At 27.7% G+C, this 16949-nt stretch carries 18 protein-coding genes; 7 read left to right on the forward strand and 11 right to left on the reverse strand.

The window, feature by feature from the left end; genetic code table 11:
• Positions 1-26 precede the first annotated feature (26 nt).
• From ACZ5TJ_RS12055 to ACZ5TJ_RS12075, 5 genes are all read left to right on the forward strand, one after another.
• Positions 27-1706, forward strand: a complete 1680-nt coding sequence (locus ACZ5TJ_RS12055; RefSeq protein ID WP_464200033.1) for a 2-oxoacid:acceptor oxidoreductase subunit alpha — start codon at positions 27-29, stop codon at positions 1704-1706.
• Positions 1707-2570: a thiamine pyrophosphate-dependent enzyme gene (locus ACZ5TJ_RS12060; RefSeq protein ID WP_464200035.1), complete on the forward strand. Its 864-nt coding sequence runs from the start codon at positions 1707-1709 to the stop codon at positions 2568-2570.
• A gap of 164 nt (positions 2571-2734) precedes the next feature.
• On the forward strand, positions 2735-3064 hold the full coding sequence (locus tag ACZ5TJ_RS12065) for a PadR family transcriptional regulator (RefSeq protein ID WP_464200037.1): 330 nt from the start codon (positions 2735-2737) through the stop codon (positions 3062-3064).
• A 1-nt stretch (position 3065) separates the two neighbouring features.
• Positions 3066-4052 carry a permease prefix domain 1-containing protein gene (locus ACZ5TJ_RS12070; protein ID WP_464200039.1) on the forward strand — a complete coding sequence of 329 codons (987 nt, stop codon included), beginning with the start codon at positions 3066-3068 and terminating at the stop codon, positions 4050-4052.
• 145 nt (positions 4053-4197) lie between these two features.
• Positions 4198-4377 (forward strand): hypothetical protein, encoded by a 180-nt coding sequence (locus ACZ5TJ_RS12075; RefSeq protein ID WP_079286310.1) that lies wholly within the window; start codon positions 4198-4200, stop codon positions 4375-4377.
• Between the two features lie 50 nt (positions 4378-4427).
• Here the strand turns inward: ACZ5TJ_RS12075 and ACZ5TJ_RS12080 are convergent, their stop codons facing one another.
• The 3 genes from ACZ5TJ_RS12080 to ACZ5TJ_RS12090 all read right to left on the reverse strand — a co-directional run bounded on the left by ACZ5TJ_RS12080 (position 4428) and on the right by ACZ5TJ_RS12090 (position 6594).
• The gene (locus ACZ5TJ_RS12080) at positions 4428-4697 is read right to left on the reverse strand and encodes a hypothetical protein (RefSeq protein WP_464200042.1); all 270 of its coding nucleotides are present in this window, start codon (positions 4695-4697) and stop codon (positions 4428-4430) included.
• A gap of 264 nt (positions 4698-4961) precedes the next feature.
• Positions 4962-5264: a hypothetical protein gene (locus ACZ5TJ_RS12085; protein WP_464200044.1), complete on the reverse strand. Its 303-nt coding sequence runs from the start codon at positions 5262-5264 to the stop codon at positions 4962-4964.
• Between the two features lie 109 nt (positions 5265-5373).
• Positions 5374-6594, reverse strand: a complete 1221-nt coding sequence (locus tag ACZ5TJ_RS12090; protein WP_055207869.1) for an FprA family A-type flavoprotein — start codon at positions 6592-6594, stop codon at positions 5374-5376.
• 206 nt (positions 6595-6800) lie between these two features.
• On the opposite strand from ACZ5TJ_RS12090, the gene ric reads away from it, so the two are divergent.
• Entirely contained in the window at positions 6801-7496 is a 696-nt protein-coding gene (ric, locus tag ACZ5TJ_RS12095) for an iron-sulfur cluster repair di-iron protein (RefSeq protein ID WP_055207868.1), read from the forward strand.
• A 179-nt stretch (positions 7497-7675) separates the two neighbouring features.
• On the opposite strand, the gene ACZ5TJ_RS12100 is transcribed toward ric, so the two are convergent.
• Together ACZ5TJ_RS12100 and ACZ5TJ_RS12105 are read right to left on the reverse strand one after the other, a co-directional pair.
• The gene (locus tag ACZ5TJ_RS12100) at positions 7676-8422 is read right to left on the reverse strand and encodes a hypothetical protein (protein WP_055207867.1); all 747 of its coding nucleotides are present in this window, start codon (positions 8420-8422) and stop codon (positions 7676-7678) included.
• A 200-nt stretch (positions 8423-8622) separates the two neighbouring features.
• Positions 8623-9033 carry a peptide deformylase gene (locus ACZ5TJ_RS12105; protein WP_055207913.1) on the reverse strand — a complete coding sequence of 137 codons (411 nt, stop codon included), beginning with the start codon at positions 9031-9033 and terminating at the stop codon, positions 8623-8625.
• 594 nt (positions 9034-9627) lie between these two features.
• Here ACZ5TJ_RS12105 and ACZ5TJ_RS12110 point away from each other — a divergent pair.
• Positions 9628-10893, forward strand: coding sequence for a cation:dicarboxylate symporter family transporter (locus tag ACZ5TJ_RS12110; protein ID WP_055207866.1), 1266 nt, complete (start codon positions 9628-9630; stop codon positions 10891-10893).
• Positions 10894-11110: 217 nt separating this feature from the next.
• Here the strand turns inward: ACZ5TJ_RS12110 and ACZ5TJ_RS12115 are convergent, their stop codons facing one another.
• The 6 genes from ACZ5TJ_RS12115 to ACZ5TJ_RS12140 form a co-directional block, all read right to left on the reverse strand.
• Entirely contained in the window at positions 11111-11527 is a 417-nt protein-coding gene (locus ACZ5TJ_RS12115; protein WP_055207865.1) for a flavodoxin, read from the reverse strand.
• A gap of 23 nt (positions 11528-11550) precedes the next feature.
• Positions 11551-13011 carry an NADP-dependent glyceraldehyde-3-phosphate dehydrogenase gene (locus ACZ5TJ_RS12120; RefSeq protein WP_055207864.1) on the reverse strand — a complete coding sequence of 487 codons (1461 nt, stop codon included), beginning with the start codon at positions 13009-13011 and terminating at the stop codon, positions 11551-11553.
• Between the two features lie 126 nt (positions 13012-13137).
• A complete protein-coding gene (locus ACZ5TJ_RS12125) occupies positions 13138-13851 on the reverse strand; it encodes a Crp/Fnr family transcriptional regulator (protein WP_055207863.1) in 714 nt (237 codons plus the stop codon).
• Positions 13852-13975: 124 nt separating this feature from the next.
• Entirely contained in the window at positions 13976-14725 is a 750-nt protein-coding gene (locus tag ACZ5TJ_RS12130; protein ID WP_055207862.1) for an FAD-binding oxidoreductase, read from the reverse strand.
• 240 nt (positions 14726-14965) lie between these two features.
• Positions 14966-16201 carry an MFS transporter gene (locus ACZ5TJ_RS12135; RefSeq protein ID WP_055207861.1) on the reverse strand — a complete coding sequence of 412 codons (1236 nt, stop codon included), beginning with the start codon at positions 16199-16201 and terminating at the stop codon, positions 14966-14968.
• 150 nt (positions 16202-16351) lie between these two features.
• Positions 16352-16825 (reverse strand): MarR family transcriptional regulator, encoded by a 474-nt coding sequence (locus ACZ5TJ_RS12140; protein ID WP_055207860.1) that lies wholly within the window; start codon positions 16823-16825, stop codon positions 16352-16354.
• Positions 16826-16949 lie beyond the last annotated feature (124 nt).

Consider the following 16949-nt stretch of genomic DNA (forward strand, 5'->3'; position numbering starts at 1 on the left):
AAAAATACTAAAATGGAGTGAAAAATTTGGATTATAATATTTTAATAGGTGGTAGTGCAGGTCAAGGTATGGATACTGTAAGTGACTTCCTTGAAAAAGCTTTAAAGAAAAAAGGATTATATGTATTTTCTAATAAAGATTATATGTCAAGAGTCAGAGGTGGGCATAACTATACTCAAATAAGATTTGGAGTATCAGCTCCAATATATTCTCATAAAAATGACTTAGACTTAATTTTAGCCCTAGATGAAAATACTGCTATTTCTCATATAAAAGATTTAAAAGAAGATGGAAAAATAATTGTTGATGAATCAATTAAATTTGACGATAAAAGAACACTAAAATTACCATTACTAAAAACTGCTACTACCCTTGGAATTTCACGTGGATTTACTTCTGTAGCTGCTGGAGCAATACTTAAATATTTTTCATTACATGGTGATGTTGATGAATTATTTAGTAAAAAATTAAAAGAGCCAATAAGAAGTAAAAATATAGAAGCAATACATCTAGGTTATGACTTATTAGATTCAAAATATGTACTTAAGGGAAAAGATTTATCAAATCATATATTGATAAATGGCAATAATGCAATTGCCCTTGGCGCTATTGCTGGTGGATTAGATTTTTATTCTGCATATCCTATGACTCCAGCTACAAGTGTAATGACTTATTTATCTAAAAAGCAAAAAGATGTTGGTATAGTAGTTGATCAAGCTGAAGATGAAATAAGTGCAATAAACTTTGCTATTGGTGCTTCATATGCTGGTGCTCGTGCAATGACTGGTAGTTCTGGTGGAGGTTTTTCTTTAATGGTAGAATCATTAGGATTTGCAGGGATAGCTGAAATTCCATTAGTTGTTATAGATTCTCAAAGACCAGGTCCAGCTACAGGACTTCCTACTAGAACAGAACAAAGTGATTTAAGTTTTATTTTAACAGCATCCCATGGAGAATTCCCTAGAATTGTATTATGTGCAAGAAATGCTGAAGATGCTTTTACTCAAACTATTAAAGCTTTAAACCTTGCAGATAAATATCAAACTGTAGTCTTCTTATTAACTGATCAATACACTGCAGACTCTAATGTAACAATTCCTATGTATGATTTAAATAAAGTCAAAATAGAAAGACATATTTTATCTGAAGAAGATATTGTACCTTCCGAAGAATATAAGAGATATAAAGTTACTGAAAGTGGAATATCCGAAAGATTAATACCTGGAAAATCAAAGAATCAAGTTGTTATAGTGGATAGTGATGAGCATACTGAATCAGGACATATTACAGAGGCAGCCGAAGTTAGAAATGCTCAAATGGAAAAGAGATTTAGAAAATTTACTTCAATTGAAGATGATTTAGATGAACCTGAATATTTTGGTGATGAGGATATTGATATTCTTCTTGTAGGATGGGGTTCAACTTATGGTGCATTAAAAGATGCAGTAAGACTATTAAATGATAAAGGTGTTAAAACAGGAGCTTTAAGCTTTGGAGATATTTATCCTCTTCCAAAGAAAAAGCTAATTAAATATAAAAATAAAGCAAAAAAAATAATTAATGTTGAACAAAACTTTACTGGACAATTAGGTAAATTGATAACTCAAGAAACAGGTATTTTGATGGATTCTAGTATATTGAAATACGATGGTCGTCAAATAATAGGTAGTGAAATTTCAGATAAATTAGAAAAGGAGGACTTTTAGATGATAGAATTAAAATCATTTAACAGTAATGATGAAAATACTTGGTGTCCTGGTTGTGGTAACTTTGCTATATTAGCTTGTATAAAAGAATCTTTATATGAATTAGGATTATTACCTGAAGAAGTAGTTATGGTGTCAGGTATAGGTCAAGCTGCTAAAACTCCTCATTATTTAAAAGCAAATGTTTTTAATGGCCTTCATGGTAGGGCTCTCCCTCCAGCTCAGGCTATTAAAATTGTAAATAAAAATCTTAAAGTTATTGTAACTTCTGGTGATGGGGATGCTTATGGAGAAGGGGGTAATCACTTCTTACACAATATTAGGAGAAACGTTGATATTGTTCAATTAGTTCATAATAATCAAATCTATGGATTAACAAAAGGACAAGGTTCTCCTACTACAGCAAGAGGACAAAAAACTTCAATGCAATTTGATGGTACTTACACTGATCCTCTAAACCCATTAGCATTAGCTATAAGTTTAGGTGCAACTTTTGTAGCTAGAAGCTTCTCCGGAGAAAAAGAGCATCTAAAAGAAATTTTAAAGAAAGCTATAAATCATAAAGGTTATGCTTTAATTGATATTCTTCAACCTTGTGTTTCCTTTAATAAAATAAATACTTTTAAATGGTATAAGGATAGAGTTTATAAACTAGATGAAACGTATAATCCTAAAGATAAGATTGAAGCATTTAAAAAGACACAAGAATTTGGCGATGATGGTATTCCAATAGGAATATTCTATATTGATGAAACAAAGAAAACTTATGCTGAATCTCATCCTGTATTAAAATCTGGATATAACCTTATTGATAGACAATGGAAGCCTACAGATGCACAAAAATTACTAGATGAATTTTTATAATTAACATTCTAATTTTAAATAAAGGCAGCACTTATGTGTTGCTTTTCCTTTATCCAATATTAATCATAATTTCATATTTTTCCAAAAAGTACTTTACCTGTCGTAGTAATTATGATATTATATAATTACTACGACAGATAAAGTAATCGAAAGGAGAGTTTATATTGATTAGTAGTGATATTATTCGTGGTTACAATGACACAATAATTTTAAGCATTCTTCTTGAAGGAGATTCGTATGGTTATGAGATATCAAAAAATATAAAATCTATTACTGACGATAAATATATAATAAAAGAAACTACACTCTACTCTGCTTTTACTAGGCTTGAGAAAAATGGTTATATTGTATCATTTTATGGAGATGAGACTTTTGGCAAACGTCGTAAATACTATAAGATAACTAAACTTGGAATAGAATACTATAAAGAAAAATGTAATGAATGGAGATTAACTAAAGATGTAATAAATAAATTCATAAAGGAGTTAAATTAAAATGGAAACTATAATAAATTATCTAGATACCATGTTCTTACCATTACCTAAAACATCTGAAGTTATTAAAATAAAAAATGATCTTCTATCTAATATGGAAGATAAGTATAACGAATTAAAATTAGATGGAAAAACAGAAAATGAAGCTATCGGAATTGTAATATCTGAGTTTGGTAATATAGATGAATTAATAAATGAATTAAATATCCCTATTAATAATACTAAAGATAATAATTCAAATTCTGAATATCCGATTTTAGAAATTACAGATGCTAATATGTATTTAAAAGATAGCAAATTTTCATTTTTTCTTATAAGTATAGGTGTATCCCTTTGTATAATGTCTGGTGCTTTATTGATTCTTCTTTCTACCCTTATAGAGGAAAATATTATTTTAAGTGGATTTTCCGAAAACTTCCTTGATGCAGTAATAATAGTTCCGCTATTTATTTTAATTGTTCCTGCTATTGCTCTTTTTATTTATTCTGCTTTCAAACTTGAAAAATATAAATTTATAGAAGACGGAAATTTCATGCTTTCTTCTAATAGTAAACTTATCTTGAAAAACCAATATGGAAAAATAAAGCCAAAATCAATAATCGCAATTATTATAGGAGTTTGCCTTTGTGTTATATCTCCTATTTCTATAATTTTAGGTAGTATTATTAGTGATATGGCTTCAAATTTTGGAGTAGTTATATTGCTATTTATAGTTGGAATAGCTATATTTTTATTTATTAATGCTGGTTCTTTAATTGAAACTTATAAAAAGTTATTACAAATTGATGAGTATAGTGTAGAGAAGCGTAAATCCAATAAAATTATCGGAACTGTTGCATCAGTATTTTGGCCTATTATAATATGTGTTTATCTATTTATAAGCTTTGTATATGGGAATTGGCATATATCATGGTTGATATTCCCTATAGCTGGTATTTTATTTGGTTCATTTTCTGCTGTATGTAATATATTTAGTAAAACTAAATAACTAATTTTTTTGTTTTATCAAAGTAGATATTCAATTAAAGGGTATCTACTTTTATTTATTAATACATTATTAAAAGAATCTTTATTGATATTTTTATTAAAGAGGACTGTAATAAAGGTATGGACAGAAAAAGGAGTTGTTGAACATGAGTAATTTAAAAACATTATATGCAAACTGGAGAAAAAGTCATAAAAACACTTGCTATATTGCAGCTAATGATCCAGAAATAAAAAGAGACTTTGCAAAGTTTGCTAAGCTTGAAAAAGAATTAGAAGATAATGAAATGTTAGAGCTTGAAAAAGGTTATAATAAAGAACATAAATAATAAAAAGAGTTAGGTATAAATTTTTACCTAACTCTTTTTTATTATATACCTTAATTTAAATACATATTACTATTTAATACGTTTATAACCAAACTATTTATAGTTGCAGATATTATTGCAACTACAAATACATTTTCTAAAATATACATAAGTGACGCTATAACAACTATAGATATAATAAATTCAGCTACTTCTTTTTTAAATTTACTTAATTTCATATTGAGATTAAATATATTTTTCTTCTTCGTTATATTATTCCATATGTTTGCCCCTATAAAAAATACTACTCCATAACTTATTATGAAAATTAAAAATTCCATATTCCCCTCCTTTTATTCATATTTATATTATATAGAAAATTTCATCATTTCTCCTTATTTTATCATGTATTTTTTTACATATGTGTATATATATTATAATATTAATTTTATTTTCACAGAAGTATTTTTTTAAACTTTTCTATTTTAATTTAAAAATTCTATATAAAATTATGTACTTTGTTATAACATTTAGTATATATAATATATCTTAATTAAATAAAATCTCTAAGGATTATTTATATCCTTAGAGATTTAGATATTATTTCATTTTTCTAAATTATTATTATATTTATAGTACTTCTTATATCTTGTTTTAGGTATTTCACCTATTAATACACCTATATTTCCATTCAATATTAAACTACAATCTACATCTCCAACATATATTTCATTATATTCAATTGATAAAAATGTTAGTCTACCTTCTCTATACACATCAATTACCTTAAATTCTTTTAATCCATATTCATAACTTTTTATAATTATTTTTATTCCCTTAGTCGATAACCAATCGATTTTACCATCTTTCCGTCTTGGCATATTAGTAACTATTTGACCTTTTCCCATATTTTAACCCCCATAATTTTACAATCCACTTAAACCCTTTTTATATTATACTTTATTCAAATATTTCTTTGAATAGCACAGATTTGTTTTAAGTAAGTCTCATTAAATTTTATAATATTGAACTTATATAATCTGCTGCTCTAACTACATCCTTAGTTGATTCTTCATTAAGTGAGAATCTAACTCTTATTGGGAACTTAACATCAATCATACCAGTTGTTTTTATTATTGAAGATGTACTTAAGACATTAGCGTTAGTTTCATTTAAATAGTCTTGGATTATTTCAATAGGTTCTCCACTCCATCCAAATGATCCAAAGGCACCTGCTACCTTGCCTTCTAAATTCATTTCAGATAATTTCTTCAATATATTTTCAATTGAACCTATTAAGTCACCATATTTTGTTGATGTACCAAATAGTATTGCATCTGACTTTTCAATAGATTCTAAAATTTCTTTTTCATCACTCTTATCTGCATTAAATATAGCTACTTCTATTTCTTCTGCTTCAAATTCTTCCTTTAACTTTTCAGCGATTCCTTTTGTAGCATTTCTCATTGTTGTATAAACTATTGTAGCCTTCTTACCCTTTTTAGTTTCCTTACTCTTTTCATCATATATTGAAATGTATTTATCAATATTTTCATCTAATATATATCCATGTGATGGTGCTATCATATCAATATCTAAATCTTTTACTATAGAAATCATAGGTCTTACATACTTTCTATGTGGTGACATTATAAGATCATAGTATACAGTGAATGCTTCTGTAATATCTGATTTAGTCTTGCTTACAAAGTGTTCCTTTGCAGTTAAGTGTGTACTAAATATGTCGCAAGGGAATAATATCTTATCTTGAACGCAGTAAGTAATCATTGTTTCTTCTGTATGAAGATATGGAGTCATTCTAAATAATAATGTTTTTCCTCCAATATCAAGGGTATCCCCATCATTTACAACTAAGAAATTTCTATCATGTAATTTATATAATTCCTTTAAATGATAAACAGCTTTTTCACTACAAACTATAGTTGCATTAGTAGCTTGTCTTGCTAGTCCACCTAAAGCTCCTGAATGATCTGGTTCTGTATGATTTATTACTATATATTGTATATCTTTTAAATCAATAAGTGATTTTAAGTTTTCCATGTATTCTTTTGTATATATTAAATCTACTGTATCTATAACTGTTGGCTTTTCTGTTTTTAATAAATAACTATTATATGTAGTTCCATCTTCTAATATTAATCTATGGAATGGTACCTTTCTATCATCTATAACTCCTACTGAATAAATATCGTCTTTTAATTTAATTTCTCTATTCATTACTATTCCTCCTATGTTAAGCAAAATTTATTTGCGTCTTCATCAATCTTATGTGCTTATTATATTTTAAATTTTTTCGCTTTTATGTGATTCAAAACATAATTAGGAAAATAAATTTTTTTAATCCAAATCACATAAATCTACTATTTTAATTGATAATATTTACTCATACAAAGCGAAACGAAAATATTAGGAGTTGATTTTTAATGAAGAACTTAAGATTAGAACAAAAATTAGGAGATATTGTTTCTGAATATCCAGGAGCAGCAAGAAAATTTAATGAATACGGAATAGACTACTGCTGCCACGGAAACAGAAGCTTAATAGAAGCTTTAAGTGATATAGATGTAAATAATAATGAATTTATAAATTCATTAAATAAAGATTATAATGATTTTTTAAATTCAAATGAAGTATATGTAGACTGGAGAAAAGAAGATCCAAGAGACTTAATGAACCACATTGTTGAAGTACATCATAACTTTACATTTAATATATTAAAAGAATTAGATGAATTAATTTTAAAAGTAACAAGAGTTCACTACAAACATGCACCAGAACAATTATTAGTTGTTCATAAATTATTTGGTGAATTAAAAATAGATTTAGAAGAACATTTAACAAAGGAAGAAAATGATTTATTCCCAATGATAGCTGAATATGTAGAAACTAAAGATCTAAAAACTAGAGATAAAATATTTGAATATATTGGAATAATTGAAAGCGAACATAGAGGAGCAGGCCATATATTACAAGACTTATACAGAGAAACTAATGGTTATAAATTACCTGACTGGGCATGCACAAGCTTTAAGTTAGTATATATGAAACTTCAAGAATTAGAAAAAGATTTATATGTTCATATTCATAAAGAAAATAGTATTCTATTTGAAATGATCTAATACGCACTCCCCTTAAACTTTAAATAAGTTAAAATATTAAAAAATCCAACAAATTTAATTTGTTGGATTTTTTTATTCATCATACGTATTATTTAGGTTTAATATTATTTTCATCCCAAAAACAATAATTGCTATAGTAATACAAAATGCAAGTAATACAGGCAAATTAAATATAATATTTACTCCATAAATCTATCCTTTATAAACTTAATCATCTCATCTTTATTTTTCTGTAATTGAGGAATCCTATTAACATTTGCTCCTGACGGATGTGGGAATCCTTTAAGAATTTGATTCTCATTTATAATTCCCTCTTCCTCTAATTTCACTAAAACTTCTTCAACAGCTCTACCTAATGGTACTAATAATATATCTTTAAAATTATCTAAACTTCTAAGTTCTTGTATAAAATTTTCATACACATACTTCATTAAGAAATCACTTTTTATTAATTTTGGTGTGTGTCCTGAATAATTTTGTTTCTTTACAAATACTGAGTAAGGAATTAATGATACAGTATGTAATAAATAATCCTTTTCTTTAAATAACTCTGAAGTACTATCTATTTTTAATGCCTTATTTAGTTCTATTTCATCTAACATACTTATTATATTTTTTCTTAAAGTTCCACTAAATCTTCCTGCTACTTTACATTTGTATTGAATAAGTTCTATATCATCACTTTTCTCTAATTCCTTTCTTGCAGTAGCTATTGCTGTGCTCATTTGTTGAAATCCTGGAGTTATTCCTATAATAAAAACTTTTGCCTTAGGATTAACATACTCATTATGGGGTGCATAATAAATTTCTATATTATCTTTTTTATCAACTAAAAAATCATCTACTAATAACTCATCTTTTGTATATTTATCTTTTAAAGGTAAGCTTTTAATTGATTCTTTGTAATCATATAATGTCTTTTTCATACTAACACCTCTAAATAATATTCTTATATGCTATTTATAATTACTATATAAATTTTAATCTAATATTTATTTTGTACTATTTTAATATTTGCTTTATCTAATATTATTATAATGTATTTCCAATATTAAAATATATATAAAACAGGCCCACATTAATGTAAGCCTGTTTTCCTGTTTTATAATAAAATAAATTTTATTTATTAAATTATTATACCTTCAAAATGGTCCATTTCATGTTGAATAATCTGTGCAGTAAATCCAGTAAATATTTCTTTATGCTTCTTAAACTTTCTATCAAAATATTCTACTTCTATTGTTTCATATCTCATTGTTTTTCTAAAACCTGTTAAAGATAAACAGCTTTCTTCTGTTTCATAACTATTCTCTTTCTTTAATATAACTGGATTAACCATAGGTACTATAATATTACCTACACTAAATACTAATATACGTTTTTTTATTCCTATCATATTAGCAGCCATGCCAACACAATGTTCTAAATTTGCTCTTAACGTATCTACTAAATCATCAATTACTGATATATTCTCTTTAGTTGCAATTTCTGATTTCTGTCCTAAAAATAATATATCCTTTACAACTGGTTTTATCATATTTATTCCAACCTTTCTATTTTTCTTACTATTAGTCATATAAATATTTATTTTACCTTCTTATTCTAAATAATAAAACTATTCCTTAACATATATTCAGATTATAATTTATATCCTATATATCTTCAAGCTACATACATCTTCATAAAATTATGTATCAAGCACTATAAAAAAATTTCATAAATCCACCAAATTTAAATTTCAATATTAAATCGTATAAACTCTCTCATATTTTATATAATGTTCGTCATTTTTTCTATAAATCATATTGAACACTTATATTTTATATCTAGATGAAATATAAATCTAATTAAAATTCTATTTTTTAACGTAAATCTTGCATAAACTAAACAAAATGAAAGATTGTCGTCAACCAACTTGCATGTATTTTGAAATTTTTTCAAGTTTAATTTCAAAATACATATATTAAACTATATTTTTCAAAAAATATAAGGATTTTTTTGTCGTTTTATGTTATACTGTAGTCTGTAAATTGAAATTTTACATATGTAATTCTTGCATATATTTAATCTAATAAAATTCATAGAAATAATTTTTGTAAATTACATACTACTGAAAGGGGCTATTAATCAAATGAAAAAATTAGGACTAGCATTCCAAATTATACTAGGGCTTATACTAGGTATTATAGTTGGGGCTGTTTTTTATGGTAATCCGGTTGTCACTTCATATCTACAACCATTTGGCGATATTTTTATAAGATTAATTAAAATGATTGTCGTTCCTATCGTCTTTTCATCACTTGTTGTTGGTGTTGCTGGCGTAGGAGATATTAAAAAAGTTGGAAAAATTGGTGGAAAAACAATACTTTATTTTGAAATTGTAACTACCTTTGCTATTATAGTAGGCTTACTTGTAGCTAATTTAGTTCATCCAGGAAATGGAGTAAATATTAGTAACCTTGCAACTACTAGTATTGATAAATATATGCATACAGCAGAGACTGCATCTAGTCATGGATTTATGGATACATTTATAAATATTGTTCCAACTAATATTTTTGAATCTCTTTCAAAAGGAGATTTACTTCCTATTATTTTCTTTTCAGTTATGTTTGGTTTAGGTGTAGCTGCAATTGGAGAAAAAGGAAAGCCTGTTCTTGCAATATGCCAAGGCGTAGCTGATGCAATGTTTTGGATAACTAATCAAATTATGAAACTTGCACCACTTGGTGTATTTGGTTTAATAGGTGTGACAGTTTCTAAATTTGGATTAGCATCTTTAATTCCTTTAGGGAAATTAATCATTACTGTTTATGGCGCTATGATTTTATTTGTATTTTTTGTTCTTGGATTTGTAGCAAAAATGGCAGGAACAAGCATTATATCACTTATAAGACTTTTAAAAGATGAACTTATTTTAGCTTTCACTACAGCAAGTTCAGAAGCAGTTTTACCAAAGTTAATGGAGAAGATGGAAAAGTTCGGATGCTCTAAGGCAATTACATCTTTTGTTATTCCAACAGGATATTCATTTAATTTAGATGGATCTACCTTATATCAATCTATTGCAGCACTTTTTATTGCTCAAATATATGGAATCCATCTGCCACTTTCTGCTCAAATTAACTTAGTACTTGTATTAATGCTTACTTCAAAAGGTATGGCAGGTGTTCCAGGTGCATCCTTTGTTGTATTACTCGCAACTGTTGGTTCTGTAGGAATCCCAGTAGAAGGAGTTGCTTTCATTGCAGGTATAGACCGTATTGTTGATATGGCAAGAACTGTTGTTAATGTACTTGGAAACTCATTAGCTGTTGTTGTTATATCTAAATGGGAAAAAGAATTTGATACTGAAAAAGAACAAAAACATATTGAGTCAGTTAGTAAGATAGCATAGTTTTAATAATAAAAAGATAGAAGCTAATTTTAATCAGACTTCTATCTTTTTTTATTTTTTAAATTTCATCTATTACTGAAAGATATAAATTTGCAAAATCTTCTTGTTCTATTAATTTATATTTTATTTCTGTATTTATAAGAATTTAGTGAATTACCCATTAAAAATTCTTACAAAAACAAAAAGCCCTGTACTTTACAGGGCTTTTTAATCTATATTATTTTGCTATTAATTTTCCAAATTCAATACATCTAGCTTCATCTTCACCTTCTGGTAATTCTTTAACTGTTAAGCCTTCACCTATAAGTTCTGCACCGTATGATTCAATTCTTTCTTCTAAATCTTTCATCCATGCGCCGTCACCCCAGCCCCATGAACCAAATAATGCAACCTTCTTACCATTTATATTACCTTCTAGTGATGCTACAAAAGGTTCAACTTCTGTTTCTTCAAGTTCTTCAGCCCCATATGCTGGGCTACCAAATATAATAACTTCTTCATTCTTTAAATCATCAATAGAAACTCCTGATAATTCAACTAATTCTGCACTCTTTCCGCCTTCTTCAATACCCTTTGCAATTAGTTCTGCCATCTTTTCTGTATTTCCTGTTTGACTCCAATAAATTACTTTCATCTTTCTTCTCTCCTTTTAAACATCTAATTTAAATTTATAACAACTGCTTTTGGTCTAGTCATTGATTCAATTGAGTATCTTATTCCTTGTGTTCCCATACCAGAATTCTTAACTCCTAGGAATGGGAAATGGTCTGGTCCTCTTTCAGTCTTATTATTAACTTGCACAGTACCAACTTCTAGCTTGTTAGCTATATAAAATGCATCATTTATATCTTGAGTAAATACTGAACTTTGAAGTCCATATTCTGATTCATTAGCAATTTTTATAGCTTCATCACTATCTTTAACTCTTATTATTGGTAACACTGGTCCAAATGGTTCTTCCCAAGCTACTCTCATATCTAATGTTACTTTATCTAATAAAGTTGGAGTAATTAAGTTGTCCTCTCTTTCTCCACCTTTTAATATAACTGCTCCCTTTTCTGTTGCATCTTCAATTAATCCCATAACAAAATCTGCTGATTTTGAATCTATTAGTGGTACTACATCTATGCTTCCTTCATTTGAAAGAGGATTTCCTACTTTTAAGTTTTCTATTTCTTTAGATATTTTATCTACTAACTTATCTGCTACATTATCTAAAACTAAAACTCTCTTAACTGCTGTACATCTTTGTCCTGAGTATGAGAATGCTCCTTTTACAATATTTTTAGCTGCTAAGTCTAAATCCGCATCTTCTAAAACTATTGCCGCATCTTTTCCTCCAAGTTCCATAAGAAGTGGTTTCATAGTAGTTATTTTTGATATTCTTTGTCCAACTTCTGTGCTACCAGTAAAGTTTACAAAGTTTATATTCTTATGAGATACTACATAGTCTCCTATTTCACTACCTCTTCCTGTAACTGTATTAATAACTCCTTCTGGTACACCTGCCATATGGAATATTTTTGCTAAGTATAATCCACTTAAAGCTCCTTGAGTTGCAGGCTTAAATACTACAGTATTTCCTGAAACTATAGCTGGTGCTATTTTAGAAGCTGCTAAGTTTACTGGATAATTAAATGGAGATATTGCAAGTACAACTCCAACTGGTTCTCTATTTACAACTACAACTTTATTTTTCTTATATCCTGGGAAGCCATCTCCATTAATACTTTCCCCTTTAATACTTTTAGCTGTATCTGCTGTAAACTTTATAAAATCTACTGTTCTAACAACCTCTGACTTTGCACTAGCTCTATCCTTACCAATTTCCATTACCATAAGATCAGTTAATTCTTCTTGGTTTTGAAGTAATATATCTGCTGCCTTATATAAAATTTCACATCTCTCATTTAAAGGCACATTATTCCATTCCTTTTGTGCTACTTTAGCACCTTCAATTGCTTTATCAACATCTTCCTTTGACATAGCTTTAACTTTTCCAATAACGCTGTTATCTAATGGAGAATTTATCGTAATTAAATTGTCTTTATCTAAAATCCATTTACCGTTTAGTAAATTCTTAAATGTATTATCATTATCTTTTATTGTATGTATCATATTTATCCTTCCTTTTATAATTTTCTTCTTAAGTTAAATAATTATGTTTTGCTAAAACTTAATTTATGAGTTAATTATAAATAGCTTTTAATATTAAAAATATGATTCAAAATAAAAAATGAAAAGTTATATATAATCTCTTAATCCATCTTCATCCAATATAAGTATTTGCTTTATTTTTACTATCTTTATTAATCCTTCTTCTTCAAAGCTTCTAAGTTTTCTACTTAAAGTTTCTCTAGTTACACCAACACAATTTGCCATATCTTCTCTTGATATTTGTATATTAATTTCTTTTTTATCAGAGTTTATATTGCCGCTCTTTTCTAATAAATCTATTAATAAGTATGCTACTCTTGAATCAGCATCATTTGTTGCTAAATTTTGTGCTAGATTTTCAATACTATCTAATCTTTCTCCAACACTTTGTAATAACTTTATTCCTATTTGAGGATTTTTCATTATTATATTTTTCATTTCTTCATTACTAAGACTACATATTTTACAATCTTTTATTGCCTGAGCATTAAAGTTATGTATAGAACTATTTACTAAGTTAAGCTCTCCAAAGAACTCTCCTTCTGATAAAATATGTAATATTTGTTCTTTACCTTCTTTTGTATATTTATATAATTTAACTCTTCCTTCATTAATAAAAAACATATTATTTGCTACGCTTCCTTCAGAAAATAATACTTCACCTTTTGAATAGCTATTATGATTAATACTATTTACTATTTCTGAAAGCTCATCACAATCTAAATTTTCAAATATAGGAACCTTACTTGCACAGTATTTTCCTCTACAATTATTACAACAATTAGTACAATTATTATTCATATTAATCACCTTTTCATAAGTTATTTTTGAAATCACATAAAGAGTAATTAGTTTAATTCTAATTACTCTTTACCTTTAATTATATACTTTATTTAATTTTAATTAAGTGACATATATTACGATACTATTTTGTTATATCAGTACCTGCATCAAACATCTCAAAGTTTATGTCATCTTTATTTATTCCCATAGATATTAGATTTTTATACACACTTCTCATAAATTCTGTTGGACCACAGAAATAGAACTCACTGTCTTTTTCTAAATTTTCTTCCATCCATTCTCTGCTCATTCTTCCAGATATATATTTAGAATTATCTTTTTCTTCATTTACTCTTGTATAAAATATTGTACTATTTATGTTACTATTTTCATTACATAACTTTTCTATTTCATCTTTGAAGCTGTGATTTTCTTCATTTTGAGTACTGTATATTAATTCTACTTTTTTAGATGTATTAGCTGCCTCATATGCCATAGTTAACATTGGTGTTATTCCTATTCCTCCACCAATTAAAACAACATTTTTATTATTATCTTTTAAATAGAACTTTCCAAGTGGCATAGTTATCTCAATAGTATCTCCAATTTCAACTTCATCAACTAACTTCTTGCTAACATATCCATTTTCTTCTCTCTTTATGCTAACTCTATAAAAATCATCTTTATGATTCATAGATAAAGTATATTGTCTTGGGGACGTATATGTATTATCTTTATTTTTAACTCTTATTGCTATAAACTGACCTGCTAAAAATTTGGGTAAATTTTTATTATCTATATCTTTTAAATAAAAGGAATATACATCTTTACTTTCCTTAACTTTATCTACAACTTTAACTTCTTTAAATCCCTTCCATTTTAATTGTTCCATCTTTATGTACCTCCAAAATTATATTTTATATTCACATAACTATGGCATAATTATATCTATAGGGAGAGAAATATAATGTGATTTAAAATAAAAAACTATATAAAACGCCTTGGTACATAATTCCTTTTATATAAGTTTTATTTCTAAAAAATTATATATTATTTCTTAACATAATAGGACTATAAGAAATTTTCTTAAAACATTTCTCTATTTAATTTTAAATATTATGCTTGTCCTAATTTACATACTTACATTCCTACCTTTATATAAAACTGGTATTGCTGCTGCTATAAGTATCATCCCCATAAAAGCTGGGGCAGAATGACCAAGTATTATATAAATTTGCCCTCCAATTATAGGCCCAATTATTCTTGCTAAAGCCTGAATAGATTGGCTACCTCCTTGAATTCTTCCTTGTTCACTAGAGTCCACAGACTTAGAGAGCATCCCATTAAATGAAGGACCAAAAATTGAATCGCCAAAAGCAAATATAAACATTCCGACAATAAGAAAAGGATAGAATGAAAATAAAGCAGATGATGCAATAAGACTGTAACCTATAATTTCAGAAACCATTCCAAGAATTGCTATTTGTTTATCACTAAGTTTTATCAAAAGCCTTGGCATTATGAACCCTTGTGAAATTATGTCTTGGAAGCCCATAATTGAAAACATAAGTCCGATTAGTGCCGGTTTCCAATTGAAAGTATCCATTGTAAATTGTGAAAAAATTGCCTGTAAAGATCCATTTGGTATCCAAAGTAGGAAAGCTGATACAAGTAACCTTTTTAAGTTTTTAATTAAAAGTATACTTGCAAGTTGTGTGAATGGATTTAGCCTTACAAAGGTAATCTCTTTCAATCTATCATTTTTGTTAAGACTCTCAGGCATATATAAGAATCCATAAACCACATTCACTAAAGTTACTATTGCGCCAAAGTACATTGGTACAGAATAACCAAACTTAGCAAGTAATCCACCTAGGGTTGGACCAATTATGGTTCCTACACCTACAACAGCACTTATCCATCCAAAGTATTTAGTTCTCTGATCCCTAGGAATGATATCTGCAAAATATGCAAAGATTGTACTTATACTTCCGCCTGTTATACCTTCTATTATTCTCCCAACAAATAGAACCCATAGAGCTCCTCCCGTACCAAAAATTAAGTACCCAATTGAAGATCCTAAAAGACATATTAAAAGTAATGGACGACGACCATATTTGTCGCTTAACGCTCCAAGTCCTGGAGCCGCCAAAAACACACAAACTGCATAAACAGATGTAAGCAGTGTAACAACTATAGCTTGTTCTCCTGCATTACTTGTATAAGACTGTACTAAGAATGGTACGACAGGTGTAATAATACTGAAGCCTATTCCGCAAAGGAACACAGAAATAAGACCAAATATTAAAGCATGTTTATCTACGGCTTGCTCTGAATTTTCTTTATTACATGATTTAAACTTGAACATCTAAATTCTCCTTCTAAAAATTATTTTGTTTCCTTGTTAACAAAAATATACCGTAATTTTGTTTCCTTGTCAACAAAATTATAACAATAAAAATACAGCCTACTCTTAATAAAGTTTGGCTGCATGTGTTTTAATTTTCAATATTCAAATTTATTTCAACTTAATATCTATACCCTGTTTCTTTATTTCTTCATCCAAATGTCTACTATACTTTTCCACGAAATTAATCATACTATCAAGCTGCTCTTCTGTTACTTCTTCAAATACGACTTTATCACGTTCTTGAAATTCTTTGTGCAGCTTATCATGGATTTTATTAATTTCCTTACCTTGTTTAGTAAGCCTAAAATAAATTTCTTTTTTGTTATCTGGCTTCTGATAGCTTTCAACAAATCCTTTTTCTATAAGTTTTTTAGTTATTTTACTCATGGCACTTCTAGTCATATAAAAGGACTCTGCAAGTTTTGTAACGTTAGAATCTACGTTTTTTCCGATATATTCGATACAATGTACTTCAGAAGGCTTATATTCCTTAAGACGTTCTTCCATTTTAGGCTTATTAATCCAAGCAATCTTATTAAATAAGTCTCTAAAACCTACCATTACCTGTTCTTCTTTGTTCATGGTCTGTCCTCCCATCTGTTTGTGCATTAACACTATTATATTAAACTTTTGTTTCTCTTTCAACGATATTAAAATAACGCTTTTTATCCATAAAAAATTCCAAATAAAATCCTCCTTAGATTAA

This window comes from Clostridium budayi (genome assembly GCF_055396605.1).

Coding starts and splice junctions, on each gene's coding strand:
- ACZ5TJ_RS12060 (WP_464200035.1), top strand. CDS start 1,707: ATGATAGAATTAAAATCATTTAACAGTAATGATGAAAATACTTGGTGT.
- ACZ5TJ_RS12070 (WP_464200039.1), top strand. CDS start 3,066: ATGGAAACTATAATAAATTATCTAGATACCATGTTCTTACCATTACCT.
- ACZ5TJ_RS12075 (WP_079286310.1), top strand. CDS start 4,198: ATGAGTAATTTAAAAACATTATATGCAAACTGGAGAAAAAGTCATAAA.
- ACZ5TJ_RS12080 (WP_464200042.1), bottom strand. CDS start 4,697: ATGGAATTTTTAATTTTCATAATAAGTTATGGAGTAGTATTTTTTATA.
- ACZ5TJ_RS12085 (WP_464200044.1), bottom strand. CDS start 5,264: ATGGGAAAAGGTCAAATAGTTACTAATATGCCAAGACGGAAAGATGGT.
- ACZ5TJ_RS12090 (WP_055207869.1), bottom strand. CDS start 6,594: ATGAATAGAGAAATTAAATTAAAAGACGATATTTATTCAGTAGGAGTT.
- ric (WP_055207868.1), top strand. CDS start 6,801: ATGAAGAACTTAAGATTAGAACAAAAATTAGGAGATATTGTTTCTGAA.
- ACZ5TJ_RS12100 (WP_055207867.1), bottom strand. CDS start 8,422: ATGAAAAAGACATTATATGATTACAAAGAATCAATTAAAAGCTTACCT.
- ACZ5TJ_RS12105 (WP_055207913.1), bottom strand. CDS start 9,033: ATGATAAAACCAGTTGTAAAGGATATATTATTTTTAGGACAGAAATCA.
- ACZ5TJ_RS12110 (WP_055207866.1), top strand. CDS start 9,628: ATGAAAAAATTAGGACTAGCATTCCAAATTATACTAGGGCTTATACTA.
- ACZ5TJ_RS12115 (WP_055207865.1), bottom strand. CDS start 11,527: ATGAAAGTAATTTATTGGAGTCAAACAGGAAATACAGAAAAGATGGCA.
- ACZ5TJ_RS12120 (WP_055207864.1), bottom strand. CDS start 13,011: ATGATACATACAATAAAAGATAATGATAATACATTTAAGAATTTACTA.
- ACZ5TJ_RS12125 (WP_055207863.1), bottom strand. CDS start 13,851: ATGAATAATAATTGTACTAATTGTTGTAATAATTGTAGAGGAAAATAC.
- ACZ5TJ_RS12130 (WP_055207862.1), bottom strand. CDS start 14,725: ATGGAACAATTAAAATGGAAGGGATTTAAAGAAGTTAAAGTTGTAGAT.
- ACZ5TJ_RS12135 (WP_055207861.1), bottom strand. CDS start 16,201: ATGTTCAAGTTTAAATCATGTAATAAAGAAAATTCAGAGCAAGCCGTA.
- ACZ5TJ_RS12140 (WP_055207860.1), bottom strand. CDS start 16,825: ATGAACAAAGAAGAACAGGTAATGGTAGGTTTTAGAGACTTATTTAAT.